Source organism: Mucilaginibacter agri (assembly GCF_009928685.1).
In the GTDB taxonomy this organism is placed as follows: Bacteria; Bacteroidota; Bacteroidia; order Sphingobacteriales; family Sphingobacteriaceae; genus Mucilaginibacter; species Mucilaginibacter agri.
In genome coordinates this window covers 901,024-917,717 of record NZ_WWEO01000045.1, presented here as the reverse complement: position 1 = coordinate 917,717, position 16,694 = coordinate 901,024, and the positions used below count along the sequence as shown (strand labels likewise).

The following is a 16,694-nucleotide window of genomic DNA, read 5'->3' as shown; positions in this document are numbered from 1 at the left end:
TAAATGAAACTAATCGAAAAAAACGAAAAGAGGGAGTGAAGGGACAAAGTTGTTCGCAACGGAACAAAATTACACACTTTTTTATCTGCTAATATTTGATATGATTTTAGCTATCAAATATTGGATTTTTTTGCTGGTAGTGTTATGTGTTTTTCTTTTACCTTTATAACGGGTGGTTAGTTACTGCCATATTTAAACCAGTATCTGGTTCTGTAGACCGGTACTTTAATGTCGAAGTTTTAATCCCAGCCTCATGTCAAAAGCAGTTCAGGATATTTTGCCATCAGTTACTCATTTAACTTATTGTACCAATATTCATGGCGGCGAAAGCTGGGCAGAGCATTTCGAACAGATAAAAGAGAATTTCCCCGACATTAAATTGGCTCTCAATCCCGATGAGGTGATGGGTATTGGCCTCAGATTATCTAATACAGCATCAATTGAATTATTAGAGGGTAATAATTTACAGGAGTTTAAAGATTGGTTATTACTAAACAACGCCTGTGTTTTTACAATGAATGGTTTTCCTTACGGACAATTTCACTCCACTGTGGTAAAATCAGATGTTCATTCGCCCGACTGGACAACCACCGAAAGAGTTGATTATACCATTAGACTGATAAAAATTCTGGCGGAACTGCTTCCAGAAGGCATGGATGGTGGCATTTCAACCTCTCCATTAAGCTATAAATACTGGCATCACAATGAGAAGCAATTGGATGAAGTGACCAGTGTCGCAACACAAAATATTTTAAAGGTTGCCAAAGTGCTCATAGAAACGCATCAAACGCAGGGTAAACTTATACATTTGGATATAGAACCGGAACCTGATGGTCTTATTGAAAATGGGCCTGAGTTTATCGATTGGTTTAAGAATGTGTTGCTTGTAAAAGGGGTGAAGTTTTTGTCTGAATTATCTGATACACAACATTTTGATGGTGAGTCTTTAATAAAAGAACACATTCGCTTGTGTTACGATATTTGTCATTTCGCTATTGGATATGAGGATCATTCAGCCATGCTTTTGCAGTTCAATCAAATTGGTATTAAGGTGGGGAAGGTACAGATCAGTGCTGCTTTAAAGGTTATTTTACCCGAAGACCTATCTGCCAGAAAAGAGATTGCCGTATTGATAAACAAGTATAACGAGCCAACCTATCTTCACCAGGTTGTAGCATTAACAAAAGAAAATGAGCTAATACGCTACCGCGATTTACCGCAGGCGCTAGCCGATATTTTTAATACCGATGTATTAGAATGGCGGATACATTTTCATATCCCACTTTTTACAGACAGTTTAGGCAAACTTGGCTCAACGCAATCTGATGTCACCGACGTTTTAAACTTATTTAAAAGTAATTCGTTTACTAATCATCTGGAAGTAGAGACCTATACATGGGACGTATTGCCAACCAATTTAAAAGTGCCGCTTAAACAATCTATAATTCGCGAACTTAACTGGGTGGCCGATCATTTTAAACACCTCTCGGTGTAATGTAAGCGATTATTGTGTGCAGATAACACAATTACTCAAATAGCTATACATAAAATTCGCAGTAAAATATCTTAATAATATTTAATTTATTATTGTTAGTAATTCAACCTGCTTACAATTACATGAATGTGTAAGTGGGAAGGCGAAGCTATTACAATAGTCTTAAATGTTATTTAGAGATTATTATGGAGTTTTTCATCGGATATAACAATTATACCTGCCTATATCATTAATAAAATAGTTGCCCTTCATTTTTAGGAATTGTCTTTTGGGCATCTTAACGATTATAACTACTATCTTTTTCTAAATCGCACCAGAATGTTTACAAGTTTACTTCCCCGGTTACTTTTGGTTTTTAATTTGTTCAGTCCTGTACTAGCGAGTCACGATTCTTCCGTTGCTGGTCCATGCACGCCTTACAGTACTCTAACATGTTCGCAACTACCAGTAACTCTTCCATTTTCTTTATCATTTACAGCAACTGTACCTAATACCCTGCCAGATAAGGCTGGCATAGGAACCGGATTCACGGTGGCGATGCCGTATTCGGGTACACGCTTGTCTAACGATGGTACTCCTTCAGTTCCGACAGTGCCTGGATATGAGCCCTCGAAACTTACCGTTACCGGGGGGCGCTTAAAATTAGTGACCAATAAAGGCATTGATTATTTAACCAATAATAATCAGATCAATATTTTGGGAGTACCGGTGGTAAACGCAGGTAAGCTAACAATCGAAGTGTCGCTTGTTAACCCATTAAACGGTACATCATCTCAACAGGCCGGGTTATGGTATGGCCTAAATGACAAATACTCCATTAAACTTGTTGCGAGGGCAAATAAAATTGAAATGCATCGGGAAATAAATGATGTTTCGAGCGCCGTTGCCGGTACGAGTAACACTGATCAGCGCATATCTGCAACTATCAGCAATTTAAATACAAGCACTGTACGCTTAAGACTGGTTGTTGATTCTGCTGCCAATACAGCCAATGGCTTTTACTCCTTGGATGGAGGTTCAACCTATGTAAACATCGGTACATCTTTTCCTACAACCTCTATAAGCATTGCCGGTATGGGCTTAACCGGCACCACAGTTTACGCAGGTATATATGCTACCCACAGAAGCGCTACAACTTCAACAACCTATACCTTTGATGATTTTAGTATTACAAACGTAGTCCAAAACATTCCGAATTTATTGAAATTTTCTACCGATAGTTTGGCATATACTGTTTATAAAAATGGCCCTGTTACATCACAGTCTGCAACATTAACAGCTAATAAGGGTACGCCGGCTATCACATTTACCGCGTTAAACGCACCATGGTTAACCGCGCCCGCCGGAAAGTTGGGAGCTATAAGTATAGGCAGCACAAATATTAAAACAAACTTAGAGCCTGGGACTTATAAAGGGCTCATTGTAGCCGATGCGAGCGGATATCAGAAAGATACACTGACCGTTAAAGTTACTGTTGTTAAAGGTATATCTACCAATACGGTTAACGTTAATTTCCAGGATACTTTAACAATACCGCCGTTAGGATGGGTTAGGGACTACGGGCAGGCAATTGGATCCAGAAATGGATTATACCAATCGTCGGGATTAAAATATGGGTGGCGAAAGCGTTCTGATGCTACTCCGATTGACCTTACCAAAAACGGATTTAACCGTGAAACCCCCGAGGACGTAACGCTGGCGACGCTAATTTACATGCAGGCCAATAATGTAAGCGGAACCTTTTCCGGGACAAAAACGCAATCGTACTGGGAGATGAACGTGCCTAATGGTACTTATGATGTTACCGTAAGTGTTGGCGACGGAAAGGTTGAAAACGTAACCCAAAGCTATAATATCAATGTTGAGGGCGTTAAGGCAATTGCTGGCTTTGTGCCCAATGGTAAAGCCGGCACCATAGGCAGGTTTAAACAAACCACCATAAGGGTGCCCGTTAAAGACGAGTATTTAACAGTAAATGCCGATGGCGGTATTAACACCAGGATAAACTATGTTCAGGTAGTACCAGTAAGTTTTGGGGTGTATTTGGCTTGGGCTAATAACACGCAAAATATTCTGATTCAAAAAGGAACAACAGCAACAAAGACATTTGCATTAAATGTTAGCAATTCTAACAATTCTTCAATTCAATATAATTTTGCTGCTACTTACGGCGCTGGCGCCACTGGTTGGCTAACTTATAAAACTGTTCAGACTGGTGTTACTCCGTTGATGACCTATGACTACAGCAAGGCAGCCACGTTACCTGTTGGGACATATACAGCATCGGTTAAAACTTCAGTAGTAGGTTACACTAGTTCAACTATGGACGTTACGGTAAGGGTGGTAGACTCTTTAAGGCCGTATGTTATCTCCTCTTCACCTGCAAATGGAGCTGTTAACGTTGACGTGAGTACCGTAAGCGTTGCTGCAAACAACTTACATGTGCCGGTAGTGGCCGGTTACAAAGGAGGGGTTGATAACAGCACAATTACAAATACTACGGTAAAACTATTTAAAGTTATAGATACCACATCTACGGAGGTTCCAGGTTTGGTGCAAGGAACCGGCGGGGGCGATGCTATCAGTTTTTCACCGCTGGCATCACTAGAACCTAACACTACCTACAAATTTGTTATAAGCAGCGGGGTACAGTCCTACAGTGGTAGCGCCTTTGCTCCATTTACATCTACGTTTGTTACCGGTTCGGGGGCTATTGACTCAACAAACATATTAAATGCCCAGTTTACTAAAATTCCTATGGCCGGAACACAGAATAAAGGCTATACAACGTTGAGATTCGGCCCTGATCATAAACTTTATGCGCTAAGGCTTGATGGGGGTATTGAGAGATACACAGTAAATACAACCGATGGCAGTTTAACTAATCAGGAGATTATCACCACGTTGATAGATACCTATGGAACAAGATCGGCAATAGGCCTGGTGTTTGATCCAGCGTCAACAGCAGATAATTTAATTTGTTATGTAACCCATTCATCAGATGGGTTGGTTAACTCTCCATCATTTGACGGAAATATTTCGCGGCTCTCAGGGCCAAGTTTGGGCACCGAACAAAAGATAGTGACCAAGCTTCCACGTTCGACGCGCGATCATATGGCAAATAGTCTTGCATTTGGGCCAGATGGTGCGCTGTACATGTGCCAGGGAAGTAACAGCTCTGCGGGGGCGTATGATAATGACTGGCAACGTTCGGAAAGTTTGCTTTCAGGTACCATTTTGAGAATCGACATGAATAAGCTCAATGCCGGTACACTGCCGTTAAACGTGCAAACCTCATCATCATTGAGCGTTATTAATGCGGCACCAGCAAATAGCATGCTTATGAGCGATGGTACCTACAATCCATATTCAACAGAATCGCCCATAACAATTTATGCATCCGGCGTTCGTAACGCGTACGATCTGGTATGGCATAGCAACGGGCAACTATATTTGCCTACGAACGGTTCTGGTGGTGGAGGTAATTCTCCAGCCTCTGTTGCCGGTACAAGAAGGCCTGATGGCACTTTCTATAGTGGCCCAGTTGTACCTGCCACTACCGGTGTGCAAGTGCAAACAGATTGGCTATTTCGGGTAAACCCACTTAAAGGGGTTGGATATTACGGACATCCAAACCCACTACGCGGGGAGTATGTAGAAAACAGAGGTGTTATAGATAATCCACTATATCCGGCGGGAACAGTACCCGATGCTGCATATAGAGGATATGCTTACAATTTTGGATTAAATCACTCGCCCGATGGTGCAATTGAATACAAAAGCAATACGTTTAACGGCGCGCTAAAAAACAAGTTGTTAGTTTGCCGGTTTAGCGGCGGTGGCGATATCGTTGTAATGGAGCCAGGCTCTAAAGTTGCAATTCCTGGAATGACTGATACCAGTAACGATTCAGTTTATGACATTGTAAAAGTTACTACAGGCTCGGGCAATATGGGGCTAATTGGCATGTCTGGGTTTGCTAATCCGATAAATCTTGAAGAAGATACGCTAACAGGCAATTTATATGTGATAGAATACAACTGGAACGTAAATCCTAATTTGGTTTCACAGATCACCTTGCTGCAGGTTAAAACCACAGCTACACCTCCAGCTGCTCTGTTGAATGTTACTGCGACGAAAACTGCTGATATTGAAGGGCTCATTTCTTATAAAAACTATGACGTTACCCTGGCGAATAAGGGAGATGGTGTTTTAAATGTTAAAGACATCAGTATTATTGGCCCAAATGCCGATGAGTTTTCGATAAATGGCATCCCGATGCCCGACAAGAATAATTTGCTAACCATGAAACCTAATAGTTCACTGGCATTTAAAGTTAATGCACCGTCATTTGGTTTGACAAACCGGGTTGTGAAGTTGCGGGTGACTAGTGTAGAGGATTCAGTGAAAGAGGTGGAACTGCACCTCGCGGCAGATAATAATTTTATCACCCTAACTTCAGCAACAGATAGTCTAAAAGCAAAGCAGTCGGATTCAAATCAACTTTCGCTGGTGCTGTATCCTAATCCAACTACGGTTCCGCAGGTTAAAGTTCAACTTAAAAACTTTACCAAAGACGAAGATCTGACGATCTCTTTATTTGATATAAATGGCAAAAAACTAAGCTCATTTAAAGCCAGAACAGATTTTAATGGTAGCTATGCTACTACACTGCAACTGCCCGCCAATAACAATTCGCGCGTTTACATTGTGCGTGCTGTATCGCAGGTGGAGAGTAAAGAGGCTAAATTATTGATGCAATAATATTTTACAACGTATTTCCCTACTTAATTATATTTACATGAAGATCCGGTATTTTTTAATTGCAGCCATAGCGCTGTTTATCTTACTTAATATTCAACTGGCATTTAATTTTTTAATGTTCGGGAAGGCGAACGCTAAATCTGTGCCAGATGCCAAGGCGACTTCTAATGACTTTGTAATTATAAAACATCCACTGTTTGAAACTATCAAAGTTCGGTTTCAGGATTCGGCGTCGGCAACACCTGTGGGCTGGATAAAGGATTACGGATCACCTTTCGGCGAAAAGTTAGGATTATTTGAAATAGGTGCGCTCGACTATGGCTGGAAAAGCCATGATACTCATTTGCCGGTTGATATATCCATGAACTCCAGAACCCGCGAAAATCCGGATGATTTGTTGTTAGAAGGGCTGGTGCATATGCAAGCCAACGATATTAGTTGGTGGCGTGGATTATTTAATGGTACTAAAACCGAAGCTTATTGGGAAATGAAGGTGCTAAACGGTTATTACGATGTGGTAGTAACGGTTGGAGATGGCGCTGTTGGAAAAGCCGAAGAATTATATTGTATAAACATTGAAGGCGTTAATGCAATTAATAAATTTAAACCTTTTGGGAAAGTGGGGAGCTTGGGCCGCTTTAAGACCATTAAAAAGAGAGTTAAGGTTACTGATGGGTATTTAACTATCGATGCTAACAATGGGATAAATACCAAAATAAATAACATTCAAATTACTCCGGTAAAATTGTTTCCGTACTTGTTTTTAAGCACTGCTGCCCAAAGCATATTGGTTAAAAAAATAGATACGGCAGATACTCGTTTGAAGATTAATTTGACAAACCTGTTGAAGTCAAATACCAATTATAAGCTGCATCTTAATTATGGCCCAGGTGCTAAAGGATGGCTAAATCTGGTTGCTAATCGCGACACCGCCGTTCATAGCTTGAGTTTTGACTATGCACCGTTAAAAAAGCTAAAGCCAGGAGAATATAATGTAACCGTAAGCATACTTGCGGCGGGATATCAGAGTAATACCATGCCGCTCAGATTTAGGGTAGTTGACCCCGGAAAACCGTATGTGGTGTCATCAAACCCAATAGATGGTAACACTGATATTGAAGTAAATACAACCAATATTGCCGCTAATAATTTGTTTGTGCCGGTTGTAAACGGAGTAAAAGGAGGAATAGATAACCACACGATAACCAATAAATCGGTTAAACTTTTTAAAGACGTTAACAATCGTTACGTGCCGGTAATGGGAGTTGTGCAGGGTACTGGTGGGGGAGATGCTATTAGTTTCTCACCGCGTGAGCCACTCATGCCATTTACTAAGTACAGGTTTGTGATCACAAACGGTGTTAAGTCTTATGCCGGTGCGTCCATCGAACCCTATAATTGCGATTTCGTTACCGGGTCTGTTCCCGCAGACTCAAGTTTGAGTTACGATGTCCATTTTCAAAAAATACCTATGCCTGGCACGCAAAGGAAAAATTACACTGCATTAAAATTTGGACCTGATGGTAAATTTTATGCGCTACGTATGGACGGGATGATAGAAAGGTACGAGGTGAACCATGAGACTGGTATGTTATCAGGGCAAAAGCTTATCAGTACGCTAAAAGACAGGTATGGCGAGCGAACAGCTATTGGTTTTGCATTCGACCCTTCCTCTACTCCTCAAAATTTAATTGCCTGGGTTTCTCACTCCTCGGCCGGCATAACAAATGCACCAATGTATGATGGAAATATATCTAAATTAACAGGTATTGACTTATCAAACGAACAACTTATTATCAAAGATCTACCGCATTCAACCCGCGACCACATGGTAAACGGTATTGCGTTTGGTCCTGATAGTGCTTTATATATTTGCCAGGGAAGCAACAGTTCTGCCGGGGCGTTTGACAAATCGTGGCAGCGTGAAGAAACTTTGCTTGCCGGATCTATCTTAAGACTTGAACTTCAAAAGCTCAGAACCGTAAGTTTACCTCTCGACGTAAAAACCAGCCAGGCGATAGCGGTAATTAATCATGCGCCTGCCAATCAAGTTTTTAATGCTGATGGTACCTATAATCCGTACAGCCATAAATCTCCGTTAACTATATACGCTTCGGGAATAAGAAATGCTTATGGTTTGTTGTGGCATAGTAATGGCCAATTGTATGTGCCAGCCAACGGCTCGGGGGGCGGTGGAAATTCGCCTGCATCAGTAGCTGGTACAAGGAGGCCAGATGGCACGTTTTATAACGGCCCTGCTATCCCTGCTACTACCGGAGTGCAAGTACAGCACGATTGGTTGTTTAGGATAAACCCCAAACTTAAAGTAGGTTATTTTGGGCATCCTAATCCTTTACGCGGAGAGTATGTTATCAATCGCGGTTTTACCGACAATCCTTTATATGATAAGGATGTAAAACCTGATGCCAATTACCGCGGAGCAGCTTTTGATTTTGGATTAAATCACTCGCCAAATGGAGTTATTGAATATAAAAGCAACAATTTTGATGGGGTTTTAAAAGGCAGATTGCTTGTTTGCCGATTTAGCGGAGGAGGGGATATCATTGTTCTGGAACCCGGAGAAATGGGTAACGGAAATAAAGCAGCATCGGCTAAGTCAGATCACGTGTTTGATATTGTTAAAAGTTCAAGAGGTTCAGATAATCTGGGGTTGGTTGGTATGTCGGGTTTTGCGAATCCCTTAGATATTATAGAGGATCCGATAAACGGAAATCTGTATATAAGTGAGTTTAACTGGAATGATAATCCAAATCTCATTTCGCAGATAACGCTTTTAAAGGCGGTGGAGAAAAAACCGAAGGTTCAATTCAACGCCTCGGCCCGGTAGCCGTGAAAACTAACATCAGGCCAGTTAGCATTTGTATATCTAAATATGCCCCTTGGCATTAATTACATAGTGTTCATCAACCCTAAATTATTCCTAATCTCAATTTAAATGAAAAGTCCGTTTCAAAGACAAGCAGTCACGTTATTTTTAAAATCGAGCTGCCTTCTGGTGCTGATCCTTTTGGCATTAAATTTTTTAATGGCCAATAACACTTTTGCTAAAAACAAGTCTTTTTTTGAACGAGTCGATCATAAAGTCCATTTTGCAGCAGCCGCTTTTACGGGCGTAAGCATTAACTTTCAAACAGCAGCGGCCCCAATCCCCGATGGCTTTATCGCCGACGTGGGTTTGGCATTTGATGCCACACGTGGATATGGCTGGATAAACACTAAAACCAAATTACCTGAAGATCATACCGCAAATATGCGTTTCAGGCAAACAACAGACGACCTTAAATTGCGCACGCTGGTTCAAATGCAGGCTACGACACTGGGACAAACGCCAGGAAACTGGGAGTATGCAATTCCTAATGGGAAATACCTGGTGACTATTAGTGCCGGCGATGGTACTTATGATAATGATAGTCAAATTAATGCCGAAGGGTTGCCGGTTATAACTGATTTTATATCAACACCAAGCATGAAGTTTACAACCGGTACTGTGCTTGTGCAGGTAAATGATGGTCGACTTACCATAGATGCTAAAGGTGGATTAAATACCCGAATGAATTATATTATCATAGCCCCGGCACCTGCAAAACCAGTTGCTGATGCCATAAAGCCAACTGCAAGCTTAAGGGTAGTAGGATCGCTTGCAAGCCCGGGTGTGTACAAAACTACTGCAAAAGTTTATATCAAAGCTAATGATCAAGGCGGTTCCGGATTAGCATCTTTTCAATATGCTATGAATGGATCTGCTTATAAAGATTATATCTCGCCAATGACCCTGACTGTAGGGGCAGCTTACGCTATCACCGTAAAGGTTACCGACGGAAATGGTAACCAAACAATAACCGGCCCATATAATTTTACGATTTCGACCACCCCTGCTGCGGGGCGGCTTATGACTTTAAAAAACCTTGACAATTTTCCATCTAATGATCGGCTGGTTGCATCCAGGATACAAACTCCCTGGAGACGAACAAGCCCGGATACGACCCCTTATAATGCTAATCACGATAAGGTTAAGCTGCGGATAAGTAATAAAGGCACAGGAAACTTAACGATAGGAAGACTTAAGTTATCGAACCCCGCATCGTGGAAAATAGTGTCGTTAGCTACAGACACAAACTTGACTTTACCACTGGTAATGACGCCACAAACTTATGCTGATGTGACTATTCAGTTTATTGGAAATAATGTGGGTACGCGTGTAAAGATGTTATATGATACACTTACTGTCGTATCGGATGATTCAATTGCACCCGTTAAAAAGGTTAATTTAACTGGCATCTGGCAAGTTGCCGGAGAAAGCACTAACGAGCCTTTTGCCCAGCAATTGATGGATGCCTTCGGTTTTAAAACAGTTATAGGGTATGGCCATGATGATGGCGATATAAATGGCACCACCCGCGTACCAAATTCAGATGAGGTTACCACCAACGGCTATTTTCTTGCGGCCGACCCATCTAAACCTGTAACAGTATTGCAGGTTGCTGCCTATCATAGTTGCTGTAATGCGGTCGAATCGTTTAAATATTTCTACAAAGGCAAAACATCAACAACATCTATTATTACCCATAATAATCTTTACGGTCAATCAATATTGCCTTATAAAGTTGGATCAACTACTTCACTGGCACAAGCCACTTTTACGCCAGCCGCTGGTGGCACATCGTTTGGATTTAAAGTGGGTTCATCTTCTTCTGACAGAACGCAGAATTATAACGGGTTAATAGGCATCCGCTTTTACAAAGCGGTAGACTCGGATGGCAAGATTATACCAAACGCCTATTTCATGCTCTGCGATTACTTAAATACGCCTTTTACCAATTACGATTATCAGGATAATGTATACTACATAGACAACATAACACCAGAGAGCGGATCTCCACATTACTCTAATTTAGCGTCAACTCCGTCTGCGGTTAATTTTGCTCCGGTATTGGTAGGGAATGCCGCATCTGTGGGTATCACTTTAAATAATACAGGTAAAAATTATGCAGACTCTTCTACTGATCCTGCGATAAAGATTACAAGTGCTATAATCGTCGGGCCTAATTCCGCAGAATTTTCGGTTGGAACGGTGAAAAGTTCTTTAAATATTCAAACCGGAACACCTGTTAACATTACTTTTAAACCAACCTCGGCGGGAATAAAAAATGCAGCACTAATGGTAAATTACAGCACTGCACCTCCACTCAGAATTCCCCTCTATGGTATAGGTAACACATCTACAACAACTGTAAACATCGTGAAGCGAATAAAAAGCGGTTCGGATGTCGCCATGACTGTGGGTGGCAAAACGTACGAGGCTGATAAAAGCTACAGATCGGGATCTACTAAACTTGATGTGCAGACTGTAAGCACACCGATTTCATCAACGGATGATGACCAGCTTTATCAAAGTTATTTATCATCTGGGGTTGACTTGGGTACGACAAATTATGAAATACCCTTAGCCAACGGTAACTATATGGTTAGGATGCATTTCGCCGAGAATTATTGGACGGCCTCTGCATCACGAATATTTAATATTAGTATGGAAAATATTCAGGTGCTTGGCAATTTTGATATATTCGGTGAGGTTGGATACCGGTCGGCCCTGGTAAAAGACTTTTCGACAACAGTGTCAGACGGAGCATTATCAATTAAGATGGTTGCCGCCGTAAATAGAAACTCGTTAGCTGCAATAGAGATATTCCAGGTCATCAATACCACTACAATGGCAAAAGTTAGTCTTGCCGACAAGCAGTTTTTGACTACCGATTCTGCTGCCACCATAAGCGCTATCAGGAGTGTCACACTTTACCCAAATCCCAACGCAGGCAATATTGTTTACCTCAAGGCAGCCAACTTTGCTAAGCAGCAAGCCGTTACTGTAAACATTAGTAATATGCTCGGTACATTAATTCAAACTCAGGTTTTTATTACCGGCGACACTGGCGAAGCTGTGGTAACCATCCCGATTACGAAAAAGTTAGAAAAAGGCGTCTATTTGGTTAACACATATTCGTCTACCGGGGTCACGTATGGAAAATTGCTGGTTAAATAATAGGTAAAATATTTAACTTATGGCTGTTTTTAGAGAAAAAAATACTCATAAGTTTACATAATAGTTAACGTATGCTAAAAAGTTAATAACAGAAACATATTTACTACGTAGTATTAGTGGGGTTTCTCGGTAATAGATAAATATTTCATTTTTTGATTTATTTGTTTACTGCTGGTTAAATAAGTTGTTCACTAATATTAACTGGGGTAATTATGAACTATACTTTTACCAACTACGGTACGCTATTTTTAAAAAGGAATAAGAAGTTCTTTAATAGTGTAATCATCATTTTATTATTATCCATCCCGTACCACGTGTTTGCGGCATTTACAACTGTAAACATCGCTTTTCGCACTACAACTTCGTCGCCACCTTCGGGTTATATAGCCGAAATTGGCAGCGCATATAGTACAACCACGGGTAGGGGATGGATCAATCCTGTTACTAAAGCGCCGCAAAGTATGGCGGCAAATATGCGCTTGAGGACGGGTAGCAGCGAAGCAAGGCTACTCGGTGTTGCTCAGATGCAAAGCTCAACTACAAACGAAAATCTTGGAGTATTTGAGTACGCCGTGCCAAACGGCCTTTATCGGGTAGTAATAGGGGTGGGAGATGATTCTTATTTTGATAGTGATCATCAATTAAATATCGAAGGTTTACCTGTAGTTGCCGATTTTGTGCCGTCAACAAGTGTTAAGCATAAAATTGCCACAGGAGTAGTACAAGTCTCTGACGGGAAGCTTACTATTGATCCTAACGGTGGGATTAATAGCAAGATGAATTTTATCATCATATCAGATGGTAATACTACCGTAACAGATGCCGCAGCTCCGACTACAACCATGAGGTTAGTAGGGAAAGTAATTTCGGGTACTTCCTACGATTCATCAGTACAGGTTTTTTGCTCGGCAACGGCTGGGGCATCGGGACTAAAAACCTTTCAGTATTCGATAAATAATGCTGCCTACCTGGCGTACACTCAACCCTTAACTATTCAAGGGGCAGGGAATTATAGCGTTACAATAAAAGCTACAGATGCTGATAATCACCAGGTAACCAGCGCGCCGATAACCTTTAGCATAGCTGCATCGGCTTCCAAGTCCACCGGCATGGTGGTACAAAATCTGGATAATTTCCCATCTAACGATCATCTGGCCTTTAGCTACCTCCAAACTCCATGGAGACGGACAGATCCGGATACAACTCCCTATAATGCAAATCACGATACTGTAAAGCTTCGGATTTTTAACAGAGGAAGCGGAAATGTAATAATTAATAAGCTAACCCTGTCGAGACCCGCCGCATGGAAAGTTCTTTCCATTAATACGGATACGACATTGGCGTTGCCAATAACAATCGCTCCAACAAAATCTGCAGACATAAGTATAAGGTTCCTGATCAAAAATGCTGCATCGAGGGTTAAAATATTTCATGATACGTTATCTATTGCTTCAAACGATAGTATTAGTCCAACGAAAAAGATAATGCTTGACGGGTTATGGCAACTGCATGGCGAAGGCCTAACTGAGCCCTGGACACAGGAGGTATTTAACCTCTATAATTTCACCAGCACCACAGGTTTTAACCACGACGATAATGGTTTAAAAGGATCGGGGGTTGTTCCGAATTCGAGCGAGGTTGCTGCATCCTATTTTGTTCAGGCAGATTTGAGCCGCCCTATCGTTATTACTGAAATAGCCCAATATCATGGCTGTTGTAAAGCCGTAACGCCTATGGCGTACTACCTAAAAGGGGCAAGTACGTCAAAAACGGTTTTCACTACTAATAATTTAGATGGCCAGTCGGTATTGCCACGACAGATTGCTTCAAGTTTGCTTTCAAAAGTAAGCGTTACCAGCATTAGCGGCTCATTCGGATTTTTATCCGATTATACCATTTACTCTGATCCTGCAAAGAACTACCAGGGTAAAATTGGTATCAGGTTCTGGAAGGCTATTGATGCCAATGGAAACATGATTCCGAATGCTTTCCTGGCCGGAACTGATTATTTAGGCACCCCCTTTAGTAATGGTGACTATAACGATGATGTTTACTATATTCAAAACATAAAGCCGGAATCGGGTACTGCTTTTTATCCTACTTTAGTTGCTACTCCCGAAGACGTAGTTTTTCCGGCTGCACTTACAAATAGTTCACAAAACTTCTCAGTTAATCTCTTCAACCCAGGTCACACCTATCCAGACGGAAGTTCAGATCCGGTGGTGACTATAAAGAGCGCTAAAATTTCGGGGCCAAATGCCAGTGAATTTAACGTAGGGACATTGAGTGCGACAAAAGTAAATCTATTATCGAGTGTAACGCTTGGTGTAAACTTCGTGCCGAAAACCCTGGGTATTAAAAATGCTGTTCTGATTGTTGATTATGGCAATGCAACCCCGCTTCGCATTCCACTGTATGGTATTGCCAATACAACTGCCCAAACAATAAGCGTTGTTCAACGAATTAAAGCTGGATCGGATGTAGCGCTAAAAATTAATAATCAACAATGGATATCAGATAAACCATATAGAACCGGATCCATAAAGTTAGATGCGCAGACAGTTAAAACTCCTGTAAGCTCTACCACAGCGGATTCGCTCTATCAAACTTATTTGTCTGCGGCAGCAGATCTGGCGGTTACCAATCTTAATATTCCTGTAACCAACGGAAGTTATATGGTACGGATGCACTTCGCCGAAAATTATTTTACTGCAGAATTAGGTCGTATTTTTTCCATCAGTATCGAAAATCAGACGGTATTAAGTGCATTCGACATCTTTAAAGAGGTTGGTTATAGAACTGCATTGGTAAAAGATTTTAACGCAACTGTGAATGATGGTGTGCTAAGTGTGAAATTTACTCCAACTGCTAACAGGGTTTCCATCGCCGGAATCGAGATTTTTAAAGCCTCGGCTACCACGCTGATGGCGGCCAAACCCGATGTGGGATTAACTGAAGTGAAAACTGATTCCCTTAAATCTAACGGTAACACTAATAAGATTGTGGTTTACCCTAATCCTAATACAGGCGAGGTAGTACAGCTAATCGCGGATAGCTTTAAACCCCTCGAAACCGTTAATTACTCCATTAATTCGCTTTATGGAGTAGCTGTAAAGAAGGATACCTTTATAACTGATACCCAGGGCAAGGCTCAAATTTCGGTTGCGCTACCCGCAAAATTAACTAAAGGAATTTATCTGATTAACTTCTTATCAGGGTCTGGTTCGTCAAGTTCTAAATTTATAGTTCAATAAAATTAATCCTGTATTAAAATCAATTTCTTAAGAAAACAATAAATTTTATTTGATTCTCATATTTGCTCAATAATTTCTCAACCACATTTGGCGTAGTGAAACCCAATGATGTATTTGCAATATTTGTTTATGTCAGTTATCAAACGGCTGACAGTCTAAAAGTTAAATAAGCCGCAACCTCACTATGTAAGTGAAATGGCGAAGCTGTAAAACTTGTCCGGGGGCAGATGAAAAAAAACAATGTTATCTGCACTTCTTTCACAAATATTTCAATCACATCATTAATAGCATCATGACTACAAATTTTAAACCCAATTGGCGGTTGCTCCTTGCCGTTTCTTGTTTCTTGATTTTTCTCAGTGCTTGTTCAACCTCTAAGAAGTTGAAGTATTTTCAAGACTTGCCCGATACAGCGAAGGTAGCATCAATAGGGGCATCAAAGTTTCTGGATCCGGTAATCGAGCCAGATGATATACTTGCGATAAACGTAAACACTACAGAAACTGAGGCGGGTATGATCATAAACGCACGTAATGGTGTGAATTTAAGTGCAGGTGTAAATAACCAGACTGGCGCATCTGGCGCAGGTGTAGGTTATTTGGTAGACAAAAATGGCGACGTAGAGGTTCCGGTATTAGGAAAACTTCATCTGGCCGGTTTAACAATTACTCAATCCAAAGATAAGGTTAGGGAAGCTGCCAGTAAATCTTTTAAAAATCCAATTGTCGATGTCCGCTTCTCAAATTTTAAAGTAACTGTGATAGGGGAAGTTAACCATCCTGCTTCTTATGTTATCCCTAACGAGCGTGTATCACTTTTAGATGCCATTGGATATGCCGGAGATATGACCGTATACGGAAAACGCAACAATGTGTTGTTAATGAGACGTACAGCTGATGGCAAGAACCTGGCAATGCGCTTAGATATCACAAAAAAGGAAACAATCAACTCTCCTTATTTCTATCTAAAGCAAAATGATGTAATTTATGTAGAGCCACGCCGCAACAGGCAAACACATGATACAGAGAACAATGTGTTAAAATACATAACCGTTGCCGCCACCGTAATTACGGCTCTCACTTTACTTAACCGTTATGGGTTATAATTAGTTAAAAATAAT

Annotated in this window: 7 protein-coding genes; 6 read left to right on the top strand and 1 reads right to left on the bottom strand. The window is 41.0% G+C overall.

The features are described from left to right. The first annotated feature begins 253 nt into the window (after positions 1 to 253). Positions 254 to 1,495, top strand: coding sequence for a metabolite traffic protein EboE (gene eboE, locus GSY63_RS23895; protein ID WP_166588361.1), 1,242 nt, complete (start codon positions 254 to 256; stop codon positions 1,493 to 1,495). A 416-nt stretch (positions 1,496 to 1,911) separates the two neighbouring features. On the opposite strand, the gene GSY63_RS23890 is transcribed toward eboE, so the two are convergent. Then, complete coding sequence (locus GSY63_RS23890) at positions 1,912 to 2,157, bottom strand: hypothetical protein (protein WP_166588360.1); 246 nt, start codon at positions 2,155 to 2,157, stop codon at positions 1,912 to 1,914. On the opposite strand from GSY63_RS23890, the gene GSY63_RS23885 reads away from it, so the two are divergent. The 5 genes from GSY63_RS23885 (at position 2,141) to GSY63_RS23865 (ending at position 16,679) form a co-directional block, all read left to right on the top strand. Further along, positions 2,141 to 6,259 carry an Ig-like domain-containing protein gene (locus tag GSY63_RS23885; protein ID WP_166588359.1) on the top strand — a complete coding sequence of 1,373 codons (4,119 nt, stop codon included), beginning with the start codon at positions 2,141 to 2,143 and terminating at the stop codon, positions 6,257 to 6,259. The genes GSY63_RS23890 and GSY63_RS23885 overlap by 17 nt on opposite strands. 37 nt (positions 6,260 to 6,296) lie before the next feature. Further along, complete coding sequence (locus GSY63_RS23880) at positions 6,297 to 9,107, top strand: Ig-like domain-containing protein (RefSeq protein ID WP_166588358.1); 2,811 nt, start codon at positions 6,297 to 6,299, stop codon at positions 9,105 to 9,107. A gap of 108 nt (positions 9,108 to 9,215) precedes the next feature. Next, entirely contained in the window at positions 9,216 to 12,320 is a 3,105-nt protein-coding gene (locus tag GSY63_RS23875) for a malectin domain-containing carbohydrate-binding protein (RefSeq protein ID WP_166588357.1), read from the top strand. Positions 12,321 to 12,532: 212 nt separating this feature from the next. Continuing rightward, positions 12,533 to 15,574: a malectin domain-containing carbohydrate-binding protein gene (locus GSY63_RS23870; RefSeq protein ID WP_166588356.1), complete on the top strand. Its 3,042-nt coding sequence runs from the start codon at positions 12,533 to 12,535 to the stop codon at positions 15,572 to 15,574. 382 nt (positions 15,575 to 15,956) lie between these two features. Continuing rightward, positions 15,957 to 16,679 carry a polysaccharide biosynthesis/export family protein gene (locus GSY63_RS23865; protein WP_166588355.1) on the top strand — a complete coding sequence of 241 codons (723 nt, stop codon included), beginning with the start codon at positions 15,957 to 15,959 and terminating at the stop codon, positions 16,677 to 16,679. Positions 16,680 to 16,694: the final 15 nt, after the last annotated feature.

Coding starts and splice junctions, on each gene's coding strand:
- eboE (WP_166588361.1), top strand. CDS start 254: ATGTCAAAAGCAGTTCAGGATATTTTGCCATCAGTTACTCATTTAACT.
- GSY63_RS23890 (WP_166588360.1), bottom strand. CDS start 2,157: ATGCCTTTATTGGTCACTAATTTTAAGCGCCCCCCGGTAACGGTAAGT.
- GSY63_RS23880 (WP_166588358.1), top strand. CDS start 6,297: ATGAAGATCCGGTATTTTTTAATTGCAGCCATAGCGCTGTTTATCTTA.
- GSY63_RS23875 (WP_166588357.1), top strand. CDS start 9,216: ATGAAAAGTCCGTTTCAAAGACAAGCAGTCACGTTATTTTTAAAATCG.
- GSY63_RS23870 (WP_166588356.1), top strand. CDS start 12,533: ATGAACTATACTTTTACCAACTACGGTACGCTATTTTTAAAAAGGAAT.